The 24747-nt window shown below is 71.9% G+C and carries 23 protein-coding genes and 2 tRNA genes; 7 read left to right on the top strand and 18 right to left on the bottom strand.

Features of this window, described 5'->3' with window-relative positions:
- Positions 1-24: 24 nt before the first annotated feature.
- Complete coding sequence (locus tag F2B26_RS02790; protein ID WP_159806178.1) at positions 25-1638, top strand: amidohydrolase; 1614 nt, start codon at positions 25-27, stop codon at positions 1636-1638.
- A gap of 20 nt (positions 1639-1658) precedes the next feature.
- Here F2B26_RS02790 and F2B26_RS02785 read toward each other — a convergent pair whose 3' ends face one another.
- The 6 genes from F2B26_RS02785 to F2B26_RS02760 form a co-directional block, all read right to left on the bottom strand.
- On the bottom strand, positions 1659-1979 hold the full coding sequence (locus tag F2B26_RS02785) for a chorismate mutase (protein WP_159806176.1): 321 nt from the start codon (positions 1977-1979) through the stop codon (positions 1659-1661).
- 64 nt (positions 1980-2043) lie between these two features.
- Positions 2044-3321 (bottom strand): ATP-dependent Clp protease ATP-binding subunit ClpX, encoded by a 1278-nt coding sequence (clpX, locus tag F2B26_RS02780; protein ID WP_159806174.1) that lies wholly within the window; start codon positions 3319-3321, stop codon positions 2044-2046.
- A gap of 273 nt (positions 3322-3594) precedes the next feature.
- Positions 3595-4302 carry an ATP-dependent Clp protease proteolytic subunit gene (locus tag F2B26_RS02775; RefSeq protein WP_159806172.1) on the bottom strand — a complete coding sequence of 236 codons (708 nt, stop codon included), beginning with the start codon at positions 4300-4302 and terminating at the stop codon, positions 3595-3597.
- 24 nt (positions 4303-4326) lie between these two features.
- Positions 4327-4953, bottom strand: coding sequence for an ATP-dependent Clp protease proteolytic subunit (locus tag F2B26_RS02770; RefSeq protein WP_159806170.1), 627 nt, complete (start codon positions 4951-4953; stop codon positions 4327-4329).
- Between the two features lie 140 nt (positions 4954-5093).
- Entirely contained in the window at positions 5094-6572 is a 1479-nt protein-coding gene (gene tig, locus F2B26_RS02765) for a trigger factor (protein WP_159806168.1), read from the bottom strand.
- A 124-nt stretch (positions 6573-6696) separates the two neighbouring features.
- Positions 6697-6773: transfer RNA gene (locus F2B26_RS02760), tRNA-Pro, on the bottom strand.
- An 89-nt stretch (positions 6774-6862) separates the two neighbouring features.
- On the opposite strand from F2B26_RS02760, the gene F2B26_RS02755 reads away from it, so the two are divergent.
- Positions 6863-6936 (top strand) — tRNA-Gly (locus F2B26_RS02755).
- 12 nt (positions 6937-6948) lie between these two features.
- On the opposite strand, the gene F2B26_RS02750 is transcribed toward F2B26_RS02755, so the two are convergent.
- On the bottom strand, positions 6949-7599 hold the full coding sequence (locus F2B26_RS02750) for a TetR/AcrR family transcriptional regulator (RefSeq protein ID WP_159806166.1): 651 nt from the start codon (positions 7597-7599) through the stop codon (positions 6949-6951).
- A gap of 63 nt (positions 7600-7662) precedes the next feature.
- Here F2B26_RS02750 and F2B26_RS02745 point away from each other — a divergent pair, with 63 nt between their 5' ends.
- Entirely contained in the window at positions 7663-8913 is a 1251-nt protein-coding gene (locus tag F2B26_RS02745; RefSeq protein WP_159806164.1) for an MFS transporter, read from the top strand.
- Here F2B26_RS02745 and F2B26_RS02740 read toward each other — a convergent pair.
- From F2B26_RS02740 to F2B26_RS02720, 5 genes are all read right to left on the bottom strand, one after another.
- Entirely contained in the window at positions 8910-10055 is a 1146-nt protein-coding gene (locus F2B26_RS02740) for a HAMP domain-containing sensor histidine kinase (RefSeq protein WP_201292579.1), read from the bottom strand. The genes F2B26_RS02745 and F2B26_RS02740 overlap by 4 nt on opposite strands.
- A 29-nt stretch (positions 10056-10084) precedes the next feature.
- Complete coding sequence (locus F2B26_RS02735) at positions 10085-10777, bottom strand: response regulator transcription factor (RefSeq protein WP_159806162.1); 693 nt, start codon at positions 10775-10777, stop codon at positions 10085-10087.
- Positions 10774-11076: a hypothetical protein gene (locus F2B26_RS02730; RefSeq protein ID WP_159806160.1), complete on the bottom strand. Its 303-nt coding sequence runs from the start codon at positions 11074-11076 to the stop codon at positions 10774-10776. Before F2B26_RS02730 ends, F2B26_RS02735 begins: the two co-directional genes overlap by 4 nt.
- The gene (locus F2B26_RS02725) at positions 11073-11561 is read right to left on the bottom strand and encodes a hypothetical protein (RefSeq protein ID WP_159806158.1); all 489 of its coding nucleotides are present in this window, start codon (positions 11559-11561) and stop codon (positions 11073-11075) included. The genes F2B26_RS02730 and F2B26_RS02725 overlap by 4 nt, the downstream gene beginning before the upstream one ends.
- A 152-nt stretch (positions 11562-11713) precedes the next feature.
- Complete coding sequence (locus F2B26_RS02720) at positions 11714-12556, bottom strand: alpha/beta fold hydrolase (protein ID WP_159806156.1); 843 nt, start codon at positions 12554-12556, stop codon at positions 11714-11716.
- A gap of 90 nt (positions 12557-12646) precedes the next feature.
- Between F2B26_RS02720 and F2B26_RS02715 the strand changes: the two genes are divergently transcribed.
- Positions 12647-13225, top strand: a complete 579-nt coding sequence (locus tag F2B26_RS02715; protein WP_159806154.1) for a TetR/AcrR family transcriptional regulator — start codon at positions 12647-12649, stop codon at positions 13223-13225.
- 110 nt (positions 13226-13335) lie between these two features.
- Positions 13336-13938, top strand: coding sequence for an RBBP9/YdeN family alpha/beta hydrolase (locus tag F2B26_RS02710; RefSeq protein WP_201292578.1), 603 nt, complete (start codon positions 13336-13338; stop codon positions 13936-13938).
- A 65-nt stretch (positions 13939-14003) separates the two neighbouring features.
- On the opposite strand, the gene F2B26_RS02705 is transcribed toward F2B26_RS02710, so the two are convergent.
- Positions 14004-15050: a LacI family DNA-binding transcriptional regulator gene (locus F2B26_RS02705; protein ID WP_159806152.1), complete on the bottom strand. Its 1047-nt coding sequence runs from the start codon at positions 15048-15050 to the stop codon at positions 14004-14006.
- Positions 15051-15365: 315 nt separating this feature from the next.
- Here F2B26_RS02705 and F2B26_RS02700 point away from each other — a divergent pair, with 315 nt between their 5' ends.
- Complete coding sequence (locus tag F2B26_RS02700; RefSeq protein ID WP_210766840.1) at positions 15366-16502, top strand: methyl-accepting chemotaxis protein; 1137 nt, start codon at positions 15366-15368, stop codon at positions 16500-16502.
- A gap of 28 nt (positions 16503-16530) precedes the next feature.
- Here F2B26_RS02700 and F2B26_RS02695 read toward each other — a convergent pair whose 3' ends face one another.
- The 4 genes from F2B26_RS02695 to F2B26_RS02680 all read right to left on the bottom strand — a co-directional run bounded on the left by F2B26_RS02695 (position 16531) and on the right by F2B26_RS02680 (position 20911).
- Complete coding sequence (locus F2B26_RS02695; protein ID WP_235929461.1) at positions 16531-17580, bottom strand: LacI family DNA-binding transcriptional regulator; 1050 nt, start codon at positions 17578-17580, stop codon at positions 16531-16533.
- Between the two features lie 20 nt (positions 17581-17600).
- Entirely contained in the window at positions 17601-18524 is a 924-nt protein-coding gene (locus F2B26_RS02690; protein ID WP_159806149.1) for a carbohydrate ABC transporter permease, read from the bottom strand.
- Complete coding sequence (locus F2B26_RS02685; protein WP_159806147.1) at positions 18521-19528, bottom strand: carbohydrate ABC transporter permease; 1008 nt, start codon at positions 19526-19528, stop codon at positions 18521-18523. The genes F2B26_RS02690 and F2B26_RS02685 overlap by 4 nt, the downstream gene beginning before the upstream one ends.
- 93 nt (positions 19529-19621) lie before the next feature.
- Entirely contained in the window at positions 19622-20911 is a 1290-nt protein-coding gene (locus F2B26_RS02680) for an ABC transporter substrate-binding protein (RefSeq protein WP_235929460.1), read from the bottom strand.
- A 445-nt stretch (positions 20912-21356) separates the two neighbouring features.
- Between F2B26_RS02680 and F2B26_RS17370 the strand changes: the two genes are divergently transcribed.
- Positions 21357-21866 (top strand): GNAT family N-acetyltransferase, encoded by a 510-nt coding sequence (locus F2B26_RS17370; RefSeq protein WP_235929459.1) that lies wholly within the window; start codon positions 21357-21359, stop codon positions 21864-21866.
- A 38-nt stretch (positions 21867-21904) separates the two neighbouring features.
- On the opposite strand, the gene F2B26_RS02670 is transcribed toward F2B26_RS17370, so the two are convergent.
- Positions 21905-24373 carry a glycoside hydrolase family 94 protein gene (locus F2B26_RS02670; protein ID WP_159806141.1) on the bottom strand — a complete coding sequence of 823 codons (2469 nt, stop codon included), beginning with the start codon at positions 24371-24373 and terminating at the stop codon, positions 21905-21907.
- Positions 24374-24747: the final 374 nt, after the last annotated feature.

Genomic DNA, 24747 nt, shown 5'->3' with positions numbered 1-24747 from the left:
CGGCGCGACGAAGGAGGAACCGCAGTGACGACCACGGATGCCGACCTGCTGCTCACGGGTGGAACGGTCTGGCTCGGGCCGGGCCGACGCAGCACTGCCGTGGCGGTGCGCGACGGCGTCGTGGTCGCACTGGGTGACGAGGCGGCCGGGTGCACCGCCGGCGAGGTCGTCGACCTCGCCGGCGGGCTCCTGGTGCCGGCCTACTCCGACGGGCACTGCCACCCGCCGCAGGCCGGGGCCGAGAAGCTGGGCCCGGACATCAGCCACCGGGAGTCGGTCGCCGAGATCGTCGCCGAGGTCGGCCGGTACGCCGCCGCCCACCCCGAGCTCGACTGGATCGTGGGCGGCAGCTACGACCCGGCACTGGCCCCCGACGGCTCCTTCGACGCGGCCTGGCTGGACGCCGTCGTCCCCGACCGGCCCGTGCTGCTGCGGGCGCACGACTACCACACCGCCTGGTGCAACAGCCGCGCGCTGCAGCTCGCCGGGGTCGACGCGAGCACCCCCGACCCGGCGGCCGGGGTCATCGACCGGCACCCGGACGGCCGCCCGGTCGGCACGCTGCGCGAGCCCGACGCGTACGGCCTGGTCGATGCGGTGGCGCCCTCCCCCACGCTCGAGGAGCTCACCACCGGTCTCGCACTGGCCTGCCAGGCGCAGGCCGCCTTCGGCGTCACCTGGATGCAGGACGCCTGGGTGGAGCCCGGCGGCCACCTGCCCTACCTCGAGCTGCTCGCCCAGGGCCGGCTCACCGTGCGCAGCAACCTCGCGTTCCTCGCCCACCCCGACGCCTGGCGAGACGAGCTGGACCTCTTCGTCGCCCAGCGGGCCCAGGTCGAGGCGGCCGGTGCACCCCGGCTGCTGTCCGCACGGTCGATCAAGTTCTTCGCCGACGGGGTCATCGAGTCCGGGACGGCCGAGGTGCTCGACCCCTACGAGGACTCCCACACCCACGGCATGCCGGTCTGGGAGCCGGACGAGCTGGCCGCAGCCGTCACCGCGGTCGATGCGCTCGGCTTCCAGACGCACATCCACGCGATCGGCGACGCGGCGATCCGGCACGCCCTCGACGCGATCGAGCGGGCCACCCGCACCAACCCCGAGTGGGACCGCCGCCCGGTGATCACCCACGTGCAGCTGGTCGACCCGGCCGACCTGCCGCGGTTCGCCGCGCTCGGCGTCACGGCCGCGATGCAGACCTACTGGGCCCAGCGCGACCCGCTCATGGAGCTGCTCACGGCCCCGCGGCTGGGCGAGGAGCGCACCGACCGTCAGTACCCGGTCGCCACCCTGGCCCGGCTCGGCACCCGGATCTCGATCGCGAGCGACTGGCCGGTGTCGACCAACGACCCGCTCGAGGCGATCGTGGTGGCCGCCACGCGCCAGACGACCGAGGGTCTGCCGGCCGGCGGCTGGGTGCCGGCCGAGCGGTTCCCGCTCGAGCAGGGCCTCGCGGCGGCCACGGCCGGCGGCGCCTACCAGGGCTGGACGGAGCAGTTCCGCGGCCAGGTCGCCGTCGGCATGGCGGCCGACCTCGTCTGGTACGACCGCGACGTCACGGTCGGTGACCCGCTGGTGGCCCGTGCGGCGAACGTGCTCGGCACCTGGCTGGACGGGCGCGCGACCTACCGCGCCTGAGGGCGGCGCCCGCCGGCGGGTCAGGCCTCGTCGACCTCACGCCCGGCCGTGCCCTCGGCGATCGCGACGTGGTGCCGGATCACCTCCTCGACGAGGAAGGCGAGGAACTTCTCGGCGAACTCGGGGTCGAGGTCGGACTCGTGGGCCTTGGCGCGCAGCCGCGCGACCTGCTCGGCCTCGCGGCCCGGGTCCGAGGGAGGCAGGCCCCGCTCGGCCTTGAGCACACCGACCTGCTGGGTGGCCTTGAACCGCTCCGCCAGCAGGTGGATGAGCGCCGCGTCGATGTTGTCGATCGTGCGCCGCAGCCGGGACAGCTCGACGGGGAGTACCTGCTCGTTCACAGGCCGATCCTAGGGTCCAGCTCGACGCACCCGGAGGCGGTGTCCATCCCAGCGCTCGAGCGGCTCAGGCGCTCTTCTCGCGCGGGGTGTGCTTCTCCACCGGCGTGCGCGGCACGAGCGTCGGGTAGACGTTCTGCAGCACCACCTCGCGGGAGACCACGACGCGCTCGACGTCGTCCCGGGACGGCACCTCGAACATCACCTGCTGGAGGACCTCCTCCATGATGGCCCGCAGACCGCGTGCCCCGGTGCCCCGCAGCAGCGCCTGCTCGGCGATCGCCTCGGTGGCGTCCGCGGTGAACTCCAGCTCGACACCGTCGATCTGGAACATCCGCTGGTACTGCTTCACCAGGGCGTTGCGCGGCTCGGTGAGGATGCGCACGAGCGCCTCGCGGTCCAGCGGCGAGACCGTCGTCAGGACGGGAAGCCGGCCGACGAACTCGGGGATGAGCCCGAACTTGAGCAGGTCCTCCGGCATGACCTCGCCGAGCACGTCCGGGTCCTTGGCCTGGTGCAGCGGCGCACCGAAGCCGATGCCGTGCCGACCCGAGCGGCTGGCGATGATGTCGTCCAGCCCCGCGAACGCGCCAGCCACGATGAACAGCACGTTCGTGGTGTCGATCTGGATGAACTCCTGGTGCGGGTGCTTGCGCCCACCCTGCGGCGGCACCGAGGCCGTCGTGCCCTCGATGATCTTGAGCAGCGCCTGCTGCACACCCTCGCCCGAGACGTCACGCGTGATCGACGGGTTCTCGCTCTTGCGGGCGATCTTGTCGACCTCGTCGATGTAGATGATCCCGGTCTCGGCCTTCTTGACGTCGTAGTCCGCGGCCTGGATGAGCTTGAGCAGGATGTTCTCGACGTCCTCGCCGACGTACCCGGCCTCGGTGAGCGCGGTGGCGTCCGCCATCGCGAACGGCACGTTGAGCATCTTCGCCAGGGTCTGCGCGAGGTAGGTCTTGCCGCAGCCCGTCGGGCCGATGAGCAGGATGTTCGACTTGGCGATCTCGACCCGCTCGTCCGGGGAGCCGACCTTGGCGCCCTCACCTGCCTGGATGCGCTTGTAGTGGTTGTAGACCGCCACCGCGAGCGACCGCTTCGCCGGCTCCTGGCCGATGATGTACTGCTCGAGGAACTCGAAGATCTCCCGCGGCTTGGGCAGCTCCGCCATACCGGTCTGGTCCGCCTGGTCGAGCTCTTCCTCGATGATCTCGTTGCACAGGTCGATGCACTCGTCGCAGATGTAGACCCCTGGTCCCGCGATGAGCTTCTTGACCTGCTTCTGGGACTTGCCGCAGAAGGAACACTTGAGCAGGTCGGCCCCGTCCCCGATCCGTGCCACGTGCGGTCCCTTCTCTCGTCCGGGCCCGCGTGGGCCCGTGTGCGCCGCGGGCCCCGTGACGACCACGGTCAGCCGTGCGGCGCGCTTCCATTGCACACCACCTGTGGCGCCCTGTCAGCCCGCCGGACGAGCCAGGTCTGTCACCAGACCGGTCGGCAGCCCGCAGCGCCCGTTGAGGAGTCTGCCCCACGGCGCCCACATCCGGCGCAGGCCCGGTGTGGCGTGTCGGTCACGACCGAGCAACGCCGCACCGGGCCTGCGGGGCCGGGCGGATCAGTCCGCGGTGGGCGCGACGACCGTCGGCAGCACGCCCTTGCGGCTTGCCAGCACCTGGTCGACGATGCCGTACTCCTGCGCCTGGGCGGCGGTGAGGATCTTGTCCCGCTCGATGTCCTGCTGGATCGTGGCCAGGTCCTGGCCGGTGTGCCGGGCCAGCGTCGCCTCGAGCCACTCACGCATCCGGATCAGCTCGTTGGCGTGGATCTCGATGTCCGAGGCCTGGGCGTAGCTGCCGCCCTCGATCGCCGGCTGGTGGATGAGCACCCGGGCGTTCGGCAGCGCGAGCCGCTTGCCGGGGGTCCCGGCCGAGAGCAGCACCGCAGCCGCGGAGGCCGCCTGCCCGAGGCACACCGTGACGATCTGCGGCTTGATGTAGAGCATCGTGTCGTAGATCGCGGTGAGGGCGGTGAACGAGCCGCCCGGGGAGTTGATGTAGATCGTGATGTCCCGGTCCGGGTCGCTGCTCTCCAGGACGAGCAGCTGGGCCATGACGTCGTCGGCGGACGCGTCGTCCACCTGGACGCCGAGGAAGACGATCCGGTCCTCGAACAGCTTGGTGTAGGGGTCCTGGCGCTTGAACCCGTAGGCGGTGCGCTCCTCGAACTGGGGCAGCACGTACCGCCCCGACGGGGACGCCGGTGCCAGCCCACCGGGACCGGCCAGCCGGGCGGCGGTGCTCAGGTACTGCGACTCGATGCTCACGGTTCCTCGCTCTCGATCCGGCGCTCAGGCGCTCTGCTGGGTGCCGCCGCCGCCGGTGACGGCCGTGGACTGGGTGACGACGTGGTCGATGAACCCGTACTCGAGCGCCTCGGCCGCCGTGAACCAGCTGTCACGGTCGTTGTCCTTGAGGATCTTCTCCAGCGGCTGACCCGTCTGCTCGGCGGTCAGCTCGGCGAGGACCTTCTTCATGTGCATGATCAGCTGGGCGTTGATCCGCACGTCGGTGGCCGTGCCACCGATGCCGCCGGACGGCTGGTGCATCATCACGCGGGCGTGCGGCGTGGCGTACCTCTTGCCCTTGGCGCCCGAGGAGAGCAGGAACTGCCCCATCGAGGCCGCCATGCCCATGGCGATGGTCGCCACGTCGGGCTGGATGTACTGCATCGTGTCGTAGATCGCCATGCCCGCGGTGATCGAACCACCCGGGGAGTTGATGTACAGCCAGATGTCCTTCTCGGGGTCCTCGGCCGCGAGCAGCATCATCTGCGCGCAGATCGCGTTCGCGTTCTCGTCCCGGACCTCCGAGCCGAGCCAGATGATGCGCTCACGCAGCAGTCGGTTGTAGATGCTGTCGTTCAGGCCCAAACCGGGGGTGTCCGCCCGGCCGATCGCCGGCAGCTGCTCGTTCAAGGCTCCTCCAAGCTCTGTGCGGTGCGTTGAGGACACTAACGCCCCCGGAAGCGGGTCCAAGCCCGCCACCGGGGGCGTTTCGCTGTCGGCGCAGCAGGTGAGGGGTGCCGGTCGCGACGTCGCCGCGACCGGCACCGGGGTCAGCGGCCGAGCACCGAGGAGATGTCGCTCGCGGCGTCGGGGCCGGTGGCGCCGTCACCCTCGGGGGTCTGCTCGGCGTCGTCCACCTCGTCGGCCTCGTCGGCGATCGGCTGGTCCTGCTCGTCGGTCCCGATGAACTCGGTGAGGTCGACGGCGGCACCGGCCGGGTCGAGCACCTGGACCCGGCGCAGCGCGACGGCCAGCGACTTGCCGCGGGCGACCTCGCCGACGGTGGCCGGGATCTGGCCGTTCTTGTCCAGCGTCGAGATGAACTCGTTGGGGTCCATGCCGTACTGCTGGGCGGCACCCACGAGGTACTCGACGAGCTCACCCTGCGAGACCTTGACGTCGAGGCTCTCGGCCAGGGTGTCGAGCAGGATCTGGCGGCGCAGCGCCGTCGTCGACTCCTCGAGAACCTCGGCGCGGTGCTTGTCGTCCTCCAGGCGCCCCTCGGACTCCAGGTGGCGGTGCACCTCGTCCTCGATGACACCGGCCGGGACCGGGATCTCGACGGCCTCGAGCAGGTGGGCGAGCAGCTGGTCGCGGGCCTGCACGGCGCGACCGGAGGTCTTGCCGGCCTCGGCCTGGCGGCGCAGGTCGTCCTTGAGCTCGTCGAGCGTGTCGAACTCGCTCGCGAGCTGGGCGAAGTCGTCGTCGGCGTCGGGCAGCTGACGCTCCTTGACGGTGGTGGCCACGAGCGTGACGAGGGCCTCCTCGCCGGCGTGCTCACCGCCGGCCAGGGCGGAGGTGAAGGTCGTGGTCTCACCGGCGGACAGACCGGTGAGGGCCTCGTCCATGCCCTCGAGCATGGTGCCCGAGCCGATCTGGTAGGAGACGCCCGAGACCTGGTCGATCTGCTCGTCGCCGATCGTGGCGGTGAGGTCGAGGATGACGTAGTCGCCGTCGGCGGCCGGGCGGTCGACGCCCACCAGGGTGCCGAACCGGGCGCGCAGCGCGTCCAGACGCGTCGCGACGTCCTCGTCGGTGACCTCGAGGCCGTCGACCGAGACAGACAGCCCGTCGAGGGCCGGCAGCTCGATGGTGGGGCGCACCTCGACCTCGGCGGTGAAGTGCAGCTCACCGTCGTCGTCCGCACCGGGCAGGCCGGGGACGGCGGTCACGTCCACCTGCGGCTGACCGAGGGGACGCAGGTCGTTCTCGCGCACCGCCTGGGCGTAGAAGGTGGACAGACCCTCGTTGACCGCGTGCTCGATGACGGCGACCCGGCCGACACGCTGGTCGATGATGCGCGGCGGGATCTTGCCCTTGCGGAACCCGGGCACGCTCACCTGCTCGGCGATGTGCTTGTAGGCCTCGTCGATGCTCGGCTTGAGCTCGTCGTAGGTCACCTCGACGGTGAGCTTGACCTTCGTGGGCTCCAGGGTCTCGACGGCGCTCTTCACTTCGATGCTCTCCTGCGGATCGGGGGCGCCGGGGGCGCTGGGACGTCGGATGCGCGCCGTCGCGCCGGTGGCCATGACACCACGGCATGCGGCAGGCGCAGGCGACCCCCGATCGTACGTCACGGGCCGCGCCCGGCCCCAATCGCGGTGCCATGGCGAGCGCCCGAGCGGCCCGGAACGCACGGACGTCCGCGAGCGCTGGTCGGGATGACCGGATTCGAACCGGCGACCTTCCGCTCCCAAAGCGGACGCGCTACCAACCTGCGCCACATCCCGTGATCACGTCCGCCCCGCGGCCCGGTACTCTGGGCGGCCGGGTCGGTGTGCTTCCCTCGTGCACTGCTTGCGGGGAGCCGACGACCTGCGCGGACGTAGCTCAATGGTAGAGCCCCAGTCTTCCAAACTGGCTACGCGGGTTCGATTCCCGTCGTCCGCTCCATCCCGGCCCAGGTCACCGCAGGCCGTCTCGGCTGCCCCCAGCACCCCGCGGAGCCACCCCCCGCAGCGCCGCGTCCACGAGCGCGGCGGGCAGGTCGTCGGACAGCTCGCCGTGGCCGATGAGCAGCCGGTAGTAGACCGGACCGTAGAGCAGGTCGAGCACGAGGTCGCCGTCCAGACCGGGCCGCAGCTCGCCACGCGCGAGAGCGGCGTCGATCCGCAGCGATGCGCCGCGCCGGCGGGGTGCGATCCACGCGTCGCGCACGGCGGCGGCCGTGGCCGGGTCCTGCTGCCCCTGGCCGATGAGCTCGGCGACCGTGCGCCCGCCGACGGTGTCGCGCAGGAAGACCACGAGCCGCTGGATGTGCTCGGTGAGGTCCGCGGCGAGGTCGCCGGTGTCGGGCACCCGGACCTCGTCGTCGACCTGGCGCAGCAGCGCGTCGAGGGCGAGCACACCCTTCGAGCTCCACCACTTGTAGACGGTCGCCTTGCCCACCCCGGCGCGCTCGGCGACCGCGTCCATCGTCAGACCCGCGAGCCCGCGCTCGGCGAGCAGCCCCTGGGCCGCGGCCATGACGGCCTGCTCGGCGCGGGCCGAGCGCGGCCGTCCGCGACGTGCGGCCGGGGCGGGGGCGGCGGGGTGCGGTCGCTGAGGGCTGGACACGGGATGAGAGTAGCGCAACAATACTGAACGTTCAGTTCATTAATACCGGTCTCGGAGGTCGCCGTGTCCCGTCGTCGAGCGCTGCTGGTGGTCATGCACCTGTTCACCGTCGTCATGCTGGGCGGCACGCTGCCCACCCCGATCTACCCCTTCTACGCCGCGCAGCTCGGGCTCACCGCGACCGGGATCACCGTCGTCTTCGCCGCCTACGCGGTCGGCACCATGGCGGCGCTGCTGCTGCTCGGCGGCGCCTCCGACGCGCTGGGCCGGCGCCGGGTGCTGCTGGCCGGTGTCGCCGTCGCCGCGGCCAGCTCCGTCGTGTTCCTGCTCGCCGACTCCGTCCCTCTGCTGCTGGCGGGCCGCGCCCTGTCCGGACTGTCCGTCGGCGTGGTCACCGGGGCGGCGACCGCCTACCTGTCCGAGCTCGCGGACGACCCGCGTCAGGCCGTCACCCTCGCCACGGTGGCCAACATGGGCGGCCTCGGGCTCGGCGCCCTGCTGGCCGGTGTGCTCGCCCAGCACGTCGCGCACCCCACCACGCTCCCCTACCTCGTGCACCTGGCCCTGCTGGTGCCGGCGCTGCTCGTCGCCCGGGCACCCGAGACCGCCGGTCACCCGCGCGGCGAGCGCGGACCCGTCGTGCAGGTGCAGCGCCTGGCGCTGCCCGACGGCGCCGGGTCCGCCTTCGCCGCAGCGGCCGCAGCCGCCTTCGCCGCCTTCGCGCTGTTCGGCCTGTTCACCGCGCTGACCAGCACCTTCTTGTCCCAGGGGTTGCACGACACGAGCCACCAGAGCGTCGGCGCGCTCGTGGCCGTGCTGTTCGGGGCCGGTGTGCTCGGCCAGCTCGCGCGTCCTCGGCTCGGCCTGCGGCGCTCGCTCGTCACCGGGCTGGTCGCCCTGCCGGTGGGCGTCGGGCTGCTCGTGGCCTCGCTCGCGGCCACGTCCCTGCCGCTGTACGGCCTCGCCGCCCTCGTCGGCGGTGCCGGCGTCGGGCTCGCGTTCTCCGCCTCGCTCGCCCTGGTCGCCGAGGTCTCACCCGCCGGGCGCCGGGCCCAGGTCACCTCGGCCCTGTTCCTCGTCGCCTACGCGGGCATCTCCGTCCCCGTCGTCGCGGCGGGTGTGCTCGTCACCCAGGCCGGTCTGCTGGTCGCCGCCCAGGTGCTCGCCGGGCTCGTCACCGTGCTCGCGATCGCCGCCGTCGCCTTCGACACGGCGCACCGGCGCGGCCTGCGCCGCCTCGAGCTCGCCGAGCGCGCCCGGGAGGCGACGCAGGCCGACGCCCGCGCCGCGTTCGACGCCCTCACCCACAGCTAGGACGTCGGCACGTCGCGCAGCCGGACGGTGAAGCAGGCACCTCCCTCAGGAGCCACCCCCACGTCCACGACGCCGTTGAGGCGCTGCACCAGACCGTGCACCAACGACAGCCCGATCCCCACCCCGCCGGGCCGGTCGTTCCGGTACCGCTCACCGAGCGCCCCGGGCACGAACGCCACGGCCTGGTCGTCGTGGGTGAGACCAGGCCCGCCGTCCCGGACCTGCAGCACGACCGCGGTGCCCGCCGGGTCGTCCGCCACCGGCCCCCGTGCCGCCAGCACGACGACCTCCCCCGGCGGCGTCACCCGCAGCGCGTTCTGCACCAGACCGTCGATCACCTGTCGCACCCGGGCCGCATCGGTCCGCACCACGATCGCAGCAGCCGGGGGCTCACACCGGAAGCGCACGCCGCCGGCCCGGGGACGCCACACCGTCGCGGCCTCCTCGACCAGGCGACCCAGGTCCACGTCCGCCACGTCCAGCCGGAAGTCGACCGCGCCCAGCCGGGCAAGGTCGAGAAGGTCGTGCACCAGACGTTCGAGCCGGTGCGACTCGGCCACGACGACGCGGGCCGCATCGGCCGCGTCGGCGCCGGTGACCACGCCGTCGGCGATCGACTCGGCGAACCCCTGCACCGCCGTGAGCGGCGTTCGCAGCTCGTGGGAGACCGAGAGCAGGAACGCGCGCTGCCGGGACTCGCTGCGCTCCAGCGCGTCGGCCAGGTCGTTGAGGCTCACGGCGACGTCCGCCACCTCGGGCGGCCCCTCGACGGCCACCCGCAGGTCACGGCGCCCGGCCCCCATCGCGCGGGCCACCTCCGCTGTCCGACGCAGCGGACGTCCCAGCAGGACGGACATCGACGCACCGGCCGCAAGCCCGACAGCCAGGCCCACACCGGCCGATGTCAGCACCGAACGCAGCACCAGCGGCCGCCTGGCCGCGACCTGGACCTCCTCGAGCAAGGTGCCATCGGCTCCCACCCGTTCGGTATGGATCGTCCCCAGCACGCTGCGGACGTCGACGCCCTGAGCCGCGGCCAGGACGCGGGCGGTCGCGACGCTCGCCAGCACCGCCGCGACCAGGGCCACCCCGACGGTCAGGAGCGTGACCCGTGCGCTGATGGACACCCGACCACGGGGCATCGCGGCACCGTCGGGCGCGCGGCGGGCGGTCACGGCAGGTCACCGCGCTCGTCGGCCGCGTACCCGACGCCGCGGACCGTCCGGATCGGGCAGGTCCGCCCGAGCTTCGAACGCAGCTGGGAGACGTGGACGTCGACCGTGCGACTGCCCCCAGCGGCGCTGTAGCCCCACACGGCGCCGAGCAGCTCCTCGCGTCGCCACACCCGGCCGGGCTGACGCAGCAGATGCGCCAGCAGCTCGAACTCGGTCGCCGTGAGCGCGACCTCGGCCCCGGCGTTCCAGACCCGACGTCGTTCGACGTCGACCGTGACCGCGCCCAGCGTGCGGGTCGCCGGCTCGACCTCGGGCCGGGCGCGGCGCAGCACCGCGTGCACGCGGGCGACGAGCTCGCGCGGGCTGAACGGCTTCGTCACGTAGTCGTCCGCCCCGAGCTCGAGCCCCAGGACCCTGTCCACCTCGTCGTCGCGAGCGGTGACGAAGAGCACCGGGGTACGGTCGCCGGCGGCCCGCAGCCGCCGGCACACCTCGATGCCGTCCGTGCCCGGCAACCCGATGTCGAGGACGACGGCCACGGGACGGTGCGCCGCGATGGCGTGCAGGGCCGTGCTCCCGTCGCCGTACGTCTCGACACCGAACCCGTCCCGGGTGAGGTAGAGGCGCAGGAGGCTGGTCACCGCTGGGTCGTCCTCGACCACCACGACCAGGCCCCGACCATCCGTCACGGGGAGTCCGCAGCCATCTCGTCGTTCACCTCGGTCTCCAGTGCCTTCTCGTCGTCGAGCGCCGCCGACAGCTCGTCGAGGTCATCCTGCTGCACGACGATGCTCGGGGACGAGGCCCCGCCAGGCCCGGATGCGGTCGGCTCGACCTCGATCGGGGCCGGGCTGACCGATGCTTCGCCGCCGCCGGGCGAGGTGTGCGAGGACTGCCGCCCGCCGCAGCCGGCCACCGCCAGGCTCACGACGAGCACGAGCAGCGCGCCGGCACCTGCGCGACGAGCGAGGCGCGACGAGCCGCTCACGATCCGCTGCCCAGCTGCGCCGCGAGCGGGGTGCACACCGTGTCCTGCGCCCGGGTGAGCCGCGCCGAGACCTGCTGCAGCTCATCGACCCTGCTCAGGCGCAGCTGGGCGCGCAGGTCGAGCCGCGCGGCCGCGTTCTCCTGACCGTCCGCGCGGGCTGCCGCCGCACGTGCGCTGACGGACGCAGCCGAACCCGGCACGTCGCTCCCGGCCTGGATCCGGGCTACGAGCGCGGCGATCCGCTGCTGTGCCTCGGGCACCGCGGCGCACATCTGCTGGACCTGGGCCGTGTCGAGCGTGACCGTGACGGTGCCGTCCTGCACGAGGACCGTCGGGCCGCCGGACGGTGTCGTGGCCGAGGGCGAGGGGTCCTGCGCGGGGGCGGGTGCGGCCCAGCTCGCACCTGCAGCACCGACGAGCAGGGCCGCACCGGTGAGCACCGCGAGGGCTGCCGTTGCGGTTCGACGTGGTCGAGGAATGGTCATGACGTGATCCGTTCGTCGGTGGGGGCACCAGGACCTGCGGTGCATGCCCACCGTGCGCGTCCCACGTCGACGGACGGTTCGGTCCGTGTTCGGGTTCTGCAAGGACCGTGCGGCGTCGGCCCACCCCAGGGTGGACCGACGCCGCGGACCGGCTACTTCGCGACGAACGCCAGCAGCGCCTCGTTCACCTCGGCCGCGTGGGTCCACAGCAGACCGTGCGGAGCCCCCTCGACCTCGACGTAGGTCGCCTCCGGGAACGCCGCGTGGAAGGGGCGCCCGGTGGCGTCGATCGGCAGGATGTTGTCCGCCGTGCCATGCAGGATGAGCGTCGGCTTGCCGGCTGCCCGCACCGCGGCCACGTCGGCCCGGAAGTCCTCGATCCACGTGGGCACCACGGCGTACGCCGCGACCGGTGCCGAACCGATGGCCGTCGTCCAGCTGGCGTCCACGACCTGCTGGCTGATCCGGCTGCCGAGGTTCTCCGCCAGGTTGTAGAAGTCCTGGTAGAACTGCCCGAACCAGGCGTAGCGGTCCCCCTTGGCGGCGGCGAGGATGCCGTCGAACACCGCCTGCGGCACCCCGGTCGGGTTGTCGTCCGTCTGCAGCAGGAACGGCTCGAGCGAGGCGAGGAAGGCCAGCTTGGCGACCCTGTCGTGCCCGTGGCGCGCGACGTACCGGGCGAGTTCACCGGTGCCCATCGAGAACCCGACGAGGATCACGTCACGCAGGTCGAGCGTCTCGAGCACGGTGTTGAGGTCCGCGGCGAAGGTGTCGTAGTCGTAGCCGGTGCCGACCTTGCTCGACCGGCCGAACCCGCGCCGGTCGTAGGTGATGACCCGGTACCCGGCCGCGATGAGCTCACGCGACTGCCGCTCCCACGAGGCGCCGTCGAGCGGGTAGCCGTGGATGAGCACGACGGGCTGCCCCGTGCCGTGGTCCTCGTAGTAGAGCTCGATGTCCGTGCTGTTGTCCGTGCCCACCGTGATGACGGCCATGTCGCACCCCTTGCCTCCGTGGGAGAACGATCGTTCTCCGTTGCGTGGACTACAGTAGAGAACGTTGGTTCTCAACGCAACAGGAGCAGGATGATCGACGACGACACGGCGCGTGAACAGATCGTCACCGCGGCCGACCGGCTGTTCTACGGCCGGGGCGTGCAGGCGGTCGGCATGGATGCCGTCCGCGCGGCCGCAGGCGTCTCGCTCAAGCGCATCTATGCCCTCTTCCCGTCCAAGGACGACCTCGTCGTCGCCGTGCTGCAGCACCGCACCCAGCGGTGGAACGCGGGGATCCTCGCCGCCACGGCTGCAGTCGGCGACCCCCGGGACAAGCTGCTCGCCGTGTTCGACTTCCTCGCCGGCTGGTTCGTCGAGGAGGACTTCCGCGGCTGCGCGTTCATCAACTCCTTCGGCGAGCTCGGGGCGCTCTCCCCCAGGGTCGCCACCACCGTCCGGGACCAGAAGTCGTCCTTCCAGGACTACGTCGCGGCCCTCGTGCACGACGCGGGCGCCCCCGCGAACCTGGCTCCCCAGCTCGCGATCCTGGCCGAGGGTGCCCAGACGACGGCGGCCATCGCCGGGCGGCCCGACGCCGCCCACCAGGCCCGGGACGCCGCCGCCACGCTCATCGAGGTCGCCCTGCGCCCGGCCCCGACGCCGGCCTGACGGACGCGCGTCCGCCGCCCCCGCACACCCGGGAGGGCGCCGCCGGACACGCCTTCTCGCGGACCGACCTGCCCGACCGGCGACCGGTGCGACGGTCCTACCCTCGCCCGGTGAGCACCGCAGCACCTGGCCCTGGTCCGCAGCCGGCCCGTCGGGTGCTCATCGTCCACGGCTACGACTCGCACCCCGACGCCCACTGGTTCCGCTGGCTGCGGACCAGCCTCGGCGAGGTCGGCGTCGCGTCCGCCGCGGTCCGGCTCCCGTCCCCGCACGCCCCCGTGGCCGACGAGTGGTGCGCAGCCATCTCCGCGGCGCTCGGCTCCCCCGACACCGGGACCTGGGTCGTCGCGCACTCGCTGGGCTGCATCAGCACGGTGCGCGCCCTCGCCGCGCTGGCCGAGCCCTGGGAGCTGGGCGGGCTCGTGCTGGTCGCCGGGTTCACCGGTCGGCTCGCCGCGCTGCCCGAGCTCGACGGGTACCTCGCCGACGACGTCGACACCTCCACCGTGCGGGCGCGCACCCGCAGCCGCGTCGTGCTGCGCTCCGACGGCGACCCGTACGTGCCCGCGGCCAGCACCGACGCACTCGCCGACCGGCTCGGGGCCGAGCTGCACGTGGTCCCCGGCGCCGGTCACTTCATGGCCGAGGACGGCGTGACCACCCTGGACCTGGTCCGCGACGTCGTGCTCCGGGGCACCGCGGCTCGCCGCTGATCGGCGCACCCGGCCGGCCAGCGGCCTGTCGACGACGGTCGGGGCGGCCCCGCCGGCCGCCCGGTTCAGCTCGAGGCCCGCACCACGAGCTCGGCCGGGAACACCCTGGGCTCGCGCGGCGCACCGCCGGCCAGCAGGTCGAGCAGCCGTTCACCGGCCGCAGCCGCCATCGCCACCACCGGCTGCACCACGGTCGTCAGCGGCGGCTGGGCCGTGGCCGCGACGCCGAGGTTGTCGTAGCCGACGACCGCCACGTCCCGCGGCACGACCTTGCCCCGCGCGGCCAACGCGGCCAGCGCCCCCACGGCCATGAGGTCGGAGGCCGCGACGATGCCGTCGAGGTCCGGGTACTCGTCGAGCAGCCGATGGGCGGCCGCGCGACCGCCCGCCAGGGTGAAGTCGCCGTGCACGACGGCGTCGGTGGCCAGTCCTGCGGCCTCGAGCTCCTTGCGCCAGCCGGTGAGCCGGTCGATGCCTGCCGACATGTCCTCCGGCCCCGCGATCGTGGCGATCCGCCGACGACCGCGCTCGATGAGGTGCCGGGTGGCGAGCACACCGCCGCCCTCGTTGTCGGTGTCGACGTACTGCGGCACCGTGTGGCCGGGACCGGTCGCCAGCAACGGGCGGCCGACGAACACGTGCGGCAGCGCCAGGTCGCCCAGCGCCGGGTCCATGTCACCGCCGAGGTGGTGCGAGACCACGATCGCGCCGTCGACGTGCCCTCCCCGCAGGAACCGCGCGGTGCGCTCGGCCTGACCGGGACGGGCGATCACGAGCACGACCTGCACGTCGGAGTCCGCCAACGAGCTCGACAGCCCGGACAGGATCCCGATGACGAAGGGGTCGGACAGTGCGAACTCGTCGGGCTCCGGCACCACGAGGGCGATGGAGTCGGTCCGCCGGGTGACCAGTGACCGTGCGGCGCGGTTCGGGGTGTACCCGAGCGACGCGACCGCCGCCTTGACCGACGCCATCGCCGCCTCGGAGACCCGTTCGCCACCGTTGATCGCACGCGACGCCGTCGACCGGGAGACACCGGCGAGCTCGGCCACCTGCTCGAGAGTCGGCGCACCGCCTGACGTGGCGGGGGCGACCGCACCATTGCCTCGCATCGTCGGACCTCTCTCAGCCTGCGGTCGTCGTCCCGTCACCCCACCCGGCCCGGTGCCGGGAGCCCGCCGACGGCCCGCGACGACGAACGGGGCCAGCAGGTGCAGGACGAGTCCGGGCACCCCAGGCGACGACCTGCGAGCAGCCAGCGTAGTAGCGGGTCCGCGCGATGACCTGCACGCTCGGGGCAGTCGCTGCGCAGCGAGATCGACCGGGTCAGCGTGTCGAGCCGGACGGCGCGGCCCCAGGTGGTCCGATGGCTCGCAGGAGCGGTCCGCGGCACCCGTCGGGACCGGCGACCGAGGGGGACGATGGCAATGACGCCGAAGACGCGCACGCATGGCCGCTCAGGACGCTCCGACGAGGCCCTCCGGGACCTGCTGGCCGACAGCTCGCACCCGTTGGTCGCGGTGCTCGACAGCCTGCACGCCAACTGCTTCGTCGCCGACCTGGACCTCACCCTCGTGTGGACCAACCGGGCGGCCCAGGCGACCATGGTCGGGCTCGCCCCGGCGGTCCGGGAGGCGTTCGGGCTGGACGTCGGGCAGATGGTCGGCGGCTCGATCCACCGGTTCCACAAGGACAAGGCACGGATCGAGCAGATCCTGTCCGACCCGTCAGCCCTCCCCCGCGACGCGGTGTTCTCGTTCGGCGGCGTCACGCTGCGCACCCTCATCAACCAGGTCACCGACGGCCAGGGCACGCGGCTGGGGTACGTCGTGGTCTGGGACAACGTGAGCGCGCGCAACGCCTCGGCCGATGCCGCGGTGCGCGCCGTGGCCGCCGCGACGGAGCAGATCTCCGGCATCTCGCGCGAGGTGGTCGAGATCTCCGGCCACACGTCGGCGGAGGCCGACTCCGCTGCCGGCGCGACCGAGGAGCTGCGCGCCGCGATCGCCGAGATCGCCCGGTCGTCGAACGAGGCGACCGGTCAGGTGCGTGCGGCGGTCACGGCCACCGAGACCGGTGTGGCCAGGCTGGCCGACCTGCAGCACGCGAGCACCGAGATCGGCGACTTCCTGCGGCTCATCACGGGGGTCGCCGAGCAGACCAAGATGCTCGCGCTCAACGCCACCATCGAGGCCGCCCGGGCCGGGTCGGCGGGCAAGGGTTTCGCGGTGGTCGCCGACGAGGTCAAGCAGCTGGCCGGTGCGACCGCCGCCTCGATCACGGACATCGAGGCCCGGATCGAGGCCATCCAGAGCGCAGCGGCGGCAGGGGCGGCCACGCTCGCCGACATCGAGCACCTGGTCACCACCGTCCTGGACGCCCAGACCTCGGTCGCGGCCGCGATCGAGGAGCAGTCGGCCGTCGCCACGGACCTGGCCCGCTCGATCACGGTGATGTCGAACGACGCGTCGCAGGCGACCAGCAAGACGAACCAGGTCGCCGACGGGATCCAGGAGATCACGCAGCGCACCACGACCCTGCACCAGCTCATCGTCGAGGCCTGACCGCTCCCGGCAGGTCCTGCGGCGCGGCTCAGGTCGAGGCGCGCACCACGAGCCGGGCCTCGAAGATCTCCGGCTCCGAGGTCCCTCCCCCGGCGAGCAGCTCGAGCAGCCGCTGCCCTGCGGCTGCGGCCATCGAGACAGCCGGCTGCACCACCGTGGTGAGCGCCGGGTTGGCCGACTCGGCCACACCGAGGTCGTCGTACCCGACGACGGCCACGTCGCCGGGCACCTGCTTGCCCCGCGCGGACAGCGCACCCATCGCGCCCACCGCGACCAGGTCCGACGCCGCGACGATGCCGTCCAGGTCCGGGTACTCGTCGAGCAGGCGGTGCGCGGCGGCACGACCGCCGGCCAGCGTGTAGTCCGAGTGCACGACGGCGTCGGCAGGCAGCCCCGCCTCGGCCAGCGCCCGGCGGAACCCCTCGAGCCGGTCGATCCCCGCCGACATGTCCGCCGGGCCGGCGATCGACCCGAGGCGTCGCCGGCCCCGCTCGAGGAGGTGGCGGGTGGCGAGCAGGGCACCTGCGACGTTGTCGGTGTCGACGTAGTGCGCCCCCGACGCGCGCGCCTCGCCGACCGCCGCGTACGGACGTCCGACGAAGACGAGCGGCACGGGCAGGTCGGCCAGCGCCGGGTCGAGATCACCACCGCGGTGGTGCGAGACGACCACCGCACCGTCCACGTGACCGCCGGCGAGGAACCTGACCGTGCGCTCGGACTGGCCCGGTCGCGCGATCACCAGCACCACCTGGACGTCGGAGTCCGCCAGCGAGCTCGACAGACCCTGCAGGATCGCCAGCACGAACGGGTCCGACAGAGCCAGCTCGTCGGGCTCCGGCACGACCAGTGCGATCGAGTCCGTCCGACGGGTGACCAGGGAACGCGCCGCACGGTTGGGCGAGTAGCCGAGTGCACCGACGGCGGCCCGCACCGCCGCCAGCGCACTCGGCGAGACCCGAGCACCGCCGTTGATCGCCCGCGACGCCGTCGATCGGGACACCCCGGCGCGCGCGGCCACCTCCTCGAGCGTGGGCGGTGCCGCCACCAGCCGGACGGGGTCGACGCTCGCGCCCCTCACCGCTGCCACGCCATGCGCACTCAGCCCTTGACCGCACCCTGCATGATGCCGGAGACCAGCTGGCGCCCCGCGACGAAGAACAGGATGAGCAGCGGCAGGACGGAGACGAACACGCCGGCCATGACCTGGGAGTAGTCGGCGTAGTAGTGCGCCTGGAGCATCTTGAGCGCGACCGGCAGCGTGGTCTTGCCCGGGACGGCCCCCAGCACGACGAGCGGCCAGAAGTAGTTGGTCCAGTTCGCCACGAACGCGAAGAGCCCGAGCATGGTGGCGGCGGGCCGGGCGGCCGGCAGTGCGATCGACCAGAACGTGCGGAACATGTTCGCCCCGTCGACCCGGGCGGCTTCGATGAGCTCGTAGGGCAGCGCCCCCTCCAGGTACTGGGTCATCCAGAACACCCCGAAGGCAGTGACCAGCGCGGGGATGATGACGGCCGGGAGCTTGCCGATGAGGTGCAGCTGCTTCATCACGAGGAACAGCGGCACGACACCGAGCTGGGTCGGGATGGCCGTGGTCGCGATGACGAACACGAGCAGCGGTCCACGTCCCCGGAACCGGAGCTTGGCGAAGGAGAAGCCGGCGAGGGTCGAGAACATGACGACGGACACGGCCGTCACGGACGAGACGATGACCGAGTTGAGGAGCGCCGACCAGAACCCGATGTCCGACGTGACGACGGAGATCATGTTGTCGATGAGGTGCGAGCCCGGGACCAGCGACGGGATCGGGTGGCGCGCCACGTCCTCCTTGGTGGAGGAGGCGATGAGGAAGGCGTAGTACAGCGGGTAGACCGCGATCAGGAGGACCACCGTGAGGACGGCGTACGTCACCCAGCCGGGCCGACGGTCCGCCCCGGAACCGTGGTGACCACGCTGGCGGGCCGCGGCGCGGGCCGCACCCTTGCCTGCGGACTGGGCGATGACGGGGATCGACGGGGCGCTCATGACCGGACCTTCCGTGCTCGGCGCTTGGCACCGGAGTCGGACGCGATCCGCTGGGTGAACCAGAAGTTCACCAACGAGATCAGCAGGATGACGAGGAACAGCAGCCAGGCGACCGCAGCGGAGCGACCCAGGTTGTTCTGGCTGCCCCAGCCCAGCTGGTAGAGGTACATGGTGACCGTGACGAACTGACCGTCGGCGCCGCCGGCCGTCGTCGCCGAGTTCTGCTGGTCGAACATCGTCGGCTCGTCGAAGATCTGCAGGCCGCCGATGGTCGAGGTGATGATGACGAAGATGAGCGTCGGGCGGATCATCGGGATCGTCACCGAGAAGAACTGCCGCACCCGTGAGGCGCCGTCGATAATCGCGGCCTCGAACAGGTCGGACGGGATGGCCTGCATCGCCGCCAGGATGACGAGGGTCGTGTAGCCGGTCCAGCGGTAGTTGACCATCGTGGCGATCGCGAGGTGGCTGGCCAGCACGTTGGAGTGCCAGCCGATGGGGTCGATGCCGACCTTGGCCAGGATGGCGTTCACCATGCCCGACTGGTCGGAGAAGATCTGGCCGAAGATGAGCGCGACGGCCACCGGCGCGACGACGTAGGGCACGAGGACGCCCATCCGCCAGAAGGTCCGGGCGCGCAGGTTCGCGTTGAGCACGGCCGCGATGACGAGCGCGAGGATGACCTGCGGGATCGTCGACAGCGCGAAGATGCTGACGGTGTTGCGCATCGCCTTCCAGAAGAAGGGCTGGTGCAGCACGTCGATGTAGTTCTGCAGGCCGACGAGCGGGCCCTGGCCGGTCAGCAGGTTCCACTTGTGGATCGAGACGACGGCCGTGTACGCCAGCGGGAAGAGCCCCGTGACGGCGAACAGGATGAAGAACGGCGAGATGAACAGGTACGGCGACAGCTTGACGTCCCAGCGGCCCAGCCGCTGACGCATGCCGATGCGGCGCACAGGCCGCTGGTCGCGCGGCTGCGCCGGCAACTCGGTGGTGGTGACCATGGGGAGGACTCCTCGTCCGGGACGAACCTGGGGGTGCGCGGGCGCCCAGCGGGGCCGGGACACCAGGTCCCGGCCCCGCTGGTCACGCCGATGTCAGCTGAGCTGCTTGACGGCGTCGAGGAACTTCTGCCACGAGGCGTCGGGGGTGTCGGTCTTGTCGACGTCGACCCGGGTGAGCGCCTTGCCGAACTGGTCGTTGATGTCGAAGTAGTGCGAGCCGCGGTACGGCTGCTTCGACACCGCGGAGAACCGGTTGGAGAAGATCTCCCCGGTCGGCGCGTTGTTGAAGTACTTGTCGGTCTTGGAGGTCACGGACTGGTCCTTGACCGCAGCGACCTGGCTCGGGAAGTTGCCGAACTTGACGAAGACCTTGGCGGCCTGCGCCGGGTCGGTCAGCCAGTCGGCGAGCGCCTTGGCCTCGGTGGCGTGCGCGCCACCGGCCGGGACGAGCAGGAACGACCCGCCCCAGTTGCTGGCCCCACCGGGCAGCACGTCGGCGATGTCCCAGTTGGTCTGGTCGGGGGCGTCACCGGAGATGATCTGCGTCATCCAGGCCGGGCACATGACCGTGGCGAACTTGTCGCCGGCGAAGGCCTTGGTCCAGTCGTCGGTCCACTGGGCCAGGTGCGCCGACTGGTCGGTGTGCGAGGTCAGCATGGTGAAGATCTTCTGGGCCGAGGAACCCGAGTCGGCGACGGTGATCTTGTCGTCGGACTTGGACTCGAACGGCTCGGCCTGCTGGTTGTTCGCGACCTGGGCGAGCGCGCCCAGCGAGTCGAACCAGGCGGCACCGGTGTTGGCGGCCATGAACTTCTGGCCGGTGGCGAAGTACTGGTCCCACGTGGCGCTCGAGCCCCCCAGCAGCTGAGCGACCGCGGCACGGTCGGTCGGCAGGCCGGCCTTGGCGAACAGGTCCTTGCGGTAGCAGACGCCCTGCGGACCGGAGTCGGTGCCCAGGCCGATGAGCTTGCCGCTGGAGTCGGTCGCCTGCGCCGACTTCCAGTCGGGCCAGCGGCCCTTGTTGCTGTCGGAGGCGACGTCGGCGAAGAACGAGGAGGACGCCAGGAGCTCGGGCATCCAGTCGACGTCAGCGGCGACGATGTCGTCGGTGACGGTGTTGGTCGCGATGGCGTTCTTGACCGAGGCGCGAGCGTCGTCGGACTTCGCGGCCTTGTCCGAGATGATCGTGACCTCGGGGTGGTCCTTCATGTACTCGGTGAAGAGGTCGGCGTAGCCGAACTCGTTGAAGGTCTGCACCTTGAGGGTGACCTTGCCCCCGCTGGTCTGGCTGCTCGATGCGCCGCCGGACGAGCACCCGGTGGCCACCAGGGCGATGCCGGTCAGCCCGGCGGCCGCCGCCCACACCTTTCGTGACTTGCGCACGTATGACTCCCTCGTCGTTTCGGACGGCAACCCTGCCGTCGCTGCGTGGTCGTCCACCGATGTCGGTGGGCGAGGGCGGATGCCCCGCGTGGTCACGTTCTCACGTCGCTGCGAGAGCGTTCCCATGCGCTGTGGGAACCATGTCTCCGCCACGGCACCGCTGTCAAGACGGGGGGCGTCCGATCACGTTTTCGCATCACATCATCGCAGGTCAGGGCGCTGCGATTCATCGACGCGTTACCAAATCGTTAGTCTTCGTTGCCGCGCGAGACCTTGTCGAACCACTCGTTGCACCGCTCGCGTCTGGGAGCGCTCCACAGAGTGGACGGGAGCGCTCCCACGCCCACGACCTCGGCGCGGGCGCCGCGGACCGCCGGGCACCGACGTCCCGAGGTCACCGACGCACCCGCTGGACGCGGGCGCCCGGGCACGCGAAGGTCGTCCGGTGCACCTGCGACCCGCCCGCCCGGACGACGCCGACCTCCTCGTCGACCTCGTGGCCCTCGCCGTCGCCTGGTCCGGCCGCGACGCGGCCGACCACGCCCAGGTGCTCGGCGACGACCACCTCGTCCGCTACGTCGAGGGGTGGCCGCGCACGGGCGACCGCGGCACGGTGGCCGTCGACGACGAGGGTTGCCCGCTCGGCGGGGCGTGGCTGCGGCTGCTGCCCGCCTCCCGGCCCGGGTACAGCTACGTCGCCGACGACGTGCCCGAGCTGACCCTGGCCGTGCTGCCGCACGGGCGCGGTCGGGGCGTCGGCACGCGCCTGCTCGACGCATGTCTCACGGGAGACCTGCCCGCCGTGAGCCTGAGCGTCGAGGACGGCAACGACCGAGCACGCGGCATGTACCTGCGCCGCGGCTTCGTCGTCGTCGGGCGCGAGGGCGGATCCGACGTCATGCTGCGCACCGCGCCCGGCGGCCCGGCGACCGCGGGGTCGACGGCGACCTGGTAGGCCCGGCGCGCACCGGCCGGGCCCACCAGGCCCACCGCTCAGAGGGTCGCCTGGACCCGCACCGTCGTGCCGGCCGGCGCGTACGGCACGAGGTTGCCCTCGACCGGCACGCCGTCGACCACGAGCCGTGCACGGGCACCGCGGGCGCCGGAGTTGGTCACCTCGATCTCGTAGACGGCACCGCGCGCCACCCGGCGGACCGTGAACGAGGGCACGTCCGGGCCGATCTGCGGGTCGACCACGAGGCCGTCGAAGTCCGGCCGCACACCCAGCAGGTGCTGGGAGACCGCGACGAAGTTCCACGCGGCCGTCCCGGTGAGCCAGGAGTTCTTGGCCTCACCGGCGCGGACCGCCTCCTTGCCCGCGATCATCTGGGCGTACACGTACGGCTCGAGCCGGTGCACGTCGCTGATCTCCTCGCGGTAGGCCGGGGCGATCCGCCTGTACAGGTCGAACGCCCGGTCGCCGCGGCCGAGCACGGTCTCGCCGATGATCACCCACGGGTTGTTGTGGCAGAAGATCCCGCCGTTCTCCTTGTAGCCCGGCGGGTAGGTGGAGACCTCGCCCAGCTCGACCTTGTAGGTGGTGTAGGCCGGGTGCTGGAGCACGAGCCCGTGCGGGGTCCCCAGCAGCTCGGTGACCGAGTCCAGAGCCTGCACGGCCGGGGCGTCGACGTCGTCAGGTCCGGCACCGACCCCGATGCCCGCCATCACGGCGAAGCCCTGGGGCTCGATCCAGATCTTGCCCTCCTCGTGCGCATCGGTGCCGACCGGGTTGCCGAAGTAGTCGTAGGCGCGCAGGAACCACCGCCCGTCCCAGCCGTGCTCGAGCACCGCGGTGCGCATCTGCTCGACCAGGTCTCGCGCACGGGCCGCGAGGTCGGGGCGCCCGTGGCGGAGCGCGAGCTCGGCGTACTCCTGCCCGTACTTGACGAACATGGCGGCGATGAAGACCGACTCGGCCGCCCCGCCCTCCTTGTTCTGGGTGGTCTGGAACGACTCGCCCGGCGTCGTGGAGAAGCAGTTGAGGTTGAGGCAGTCGTTCCAGTCGGCCCGACCGATGAGCGGCAGGTCGTGCGGGCCGCGGTGGGTGACGGTGAACTCGAACGAGCGGGTGAGGTGCTCGAACAGCGGCACCTCGCTGCCCGGCGCGTTGTCGAACGGCACGGGCTCGTCGAGGATCGACAGGTCCCCGGTCTCCCGCACGTAGGCCGCGACGCCGGCGATCAGCCACAGCGGGTCGTCGTTGAAACCGGAGCCGATGTCGTCGTTCCCGCGCTTGGTCAGCGGCTGGTACTGGTGGTAGGCCGACCCGTCCGGGAGCTGGGTCGAGGCGATGTCGACGATGCGCTCACGGGCCCGTTCGGGCACCAGGTGGACGAACCCGAGCAGGTCCTGGTTGGAGTCGCGGAAGCCCATCCCGCGCCCGATCCCGGTCTCGAAGTACGAGGCCGAGCGCGACATGTTGAACGTGACCATGCACTGGTACTGGTTCCAGACGTTGACCATCCGGTCGAGCTTCGCCTCGCCGCTGGTCACCGAGTAGGTGCTCAGCAGGCTCGTCCAGTACGTACGGAGCGCCTCGAAGGCCGCATCGGTCTGGGCGGTGGTCGCGAACCGGCCGAGCAGGGCGTGCGCACCGGACTTGTTCACGACCTGGTGGGCGTCGTCGGCCCACTTGTCCGCCTCGGCGTTCTCCAGGTAGCCCAGCACGTAGACCAGGTCACGGCTCTCCCCCGGCGCCAGGTCGACGCGCACCCCGTGCGAGGCGATCGGGTACCAGCCCGAGGCGACGGAGTCCGCCGACCGGCCGGCCCGCGGCACCGCGGCCTCACCCAGCGAGTTGTAGGCACCGACGAACGTGTCGCGGTCGGTGTCGAAGCCGTCGGCGCGGGTGTTGACCCCGAACACGGCGTAGTGGTCCCGCCGTTCGCGGTACTCGGTCTTGTGGTAGATCGCCGACCCGTGCGGGCCGTCCTGCTCGACCTCGACCTCGCCGATGGACAGGTTGCGCTGGTAGTTGGTCTGGTCGTCCTGGGCGTTCCACAGGCAGAACTCGACGTAGGAGAACAGCGTGAGCGACTTGGGCCGGTCGCTCGTGTTCGTCACGGTGACCTTCTGCACCTCGGCGTCCTCGCCCAGCGGCACGAAGAACAGCGTGCGCACGCGCACCCCGCCGCGCTCACCGGTGATGGTGGAGTAGCCGAGCCCGTGCCTGGTCTCGAAGTGGTCGAGGTCGGCCTTCACCGGCAGCCAGGACGGGGTCCACACGTCGCCGTCGTCGTGCACGTACAGGTACCGGCCGCCGGCATCGGCCGGGATGTTGTTGTAGCGGTACCGGGTCAGCCGACGCATCTTGGCGTCGCGGTAGAACGAGTACCCGCCCGCCTGGTGCGACAGCAGCGAGAAGAACCGTTCGGACCCCAGGTAGTTGATCCACGGGTACGGCGTGTGAGGCGTCGTGATGACGTACTCGCGCGTGTCGTCGTCGAAGTGGCCGTACCGCATGTCGTCGCCTCTCAGCAGCCGTGACGAACGTCGGGGGCAGCGCATCCGGCTGACCGCCGCTGTGCGGCCAGGGTGCCTCGCGATGCCGTCCCGCGCTCGGGAGATGACTTTCGGATGATTCAGGTCGGATGCTCCATGGGAGCGCTCCCATGTTTCAGCGCAGAGCATACTGCCTCTCCTCCGGAGGCGACGAACGCCCTCGTCAGGCCGGGTCCGGACCCGTCGTCCGCTCCGAGGCGGCCGCAGCCCGCAGCCCCGCCACCGACCCCGCACCGTGGTGCGGCGGCGGTGCGGACCCGGGCGTGTCACGCACCGAGCGCCGGGTCGGCGGGGCGGTGTGCCGCACCGCCTCCTCCGCATCCGGCAGCAGCACG

It is taken from the genome of Cellulomonas citrea, assembly GCF_009829685.1.
GTDB classification, from domain to species: domain Bacteria; phylum Actinomycetota; class Actinomycetes; order Actinomycetales; family Cellulomonadaceae; genus Cellulomonas; species Cellulomonas citrea.
The sequence above is the reverse complement of the archived record's forward strand: the minus strand, read 5'-3'. Positions and strand labels throughout refer to the sequence as shown.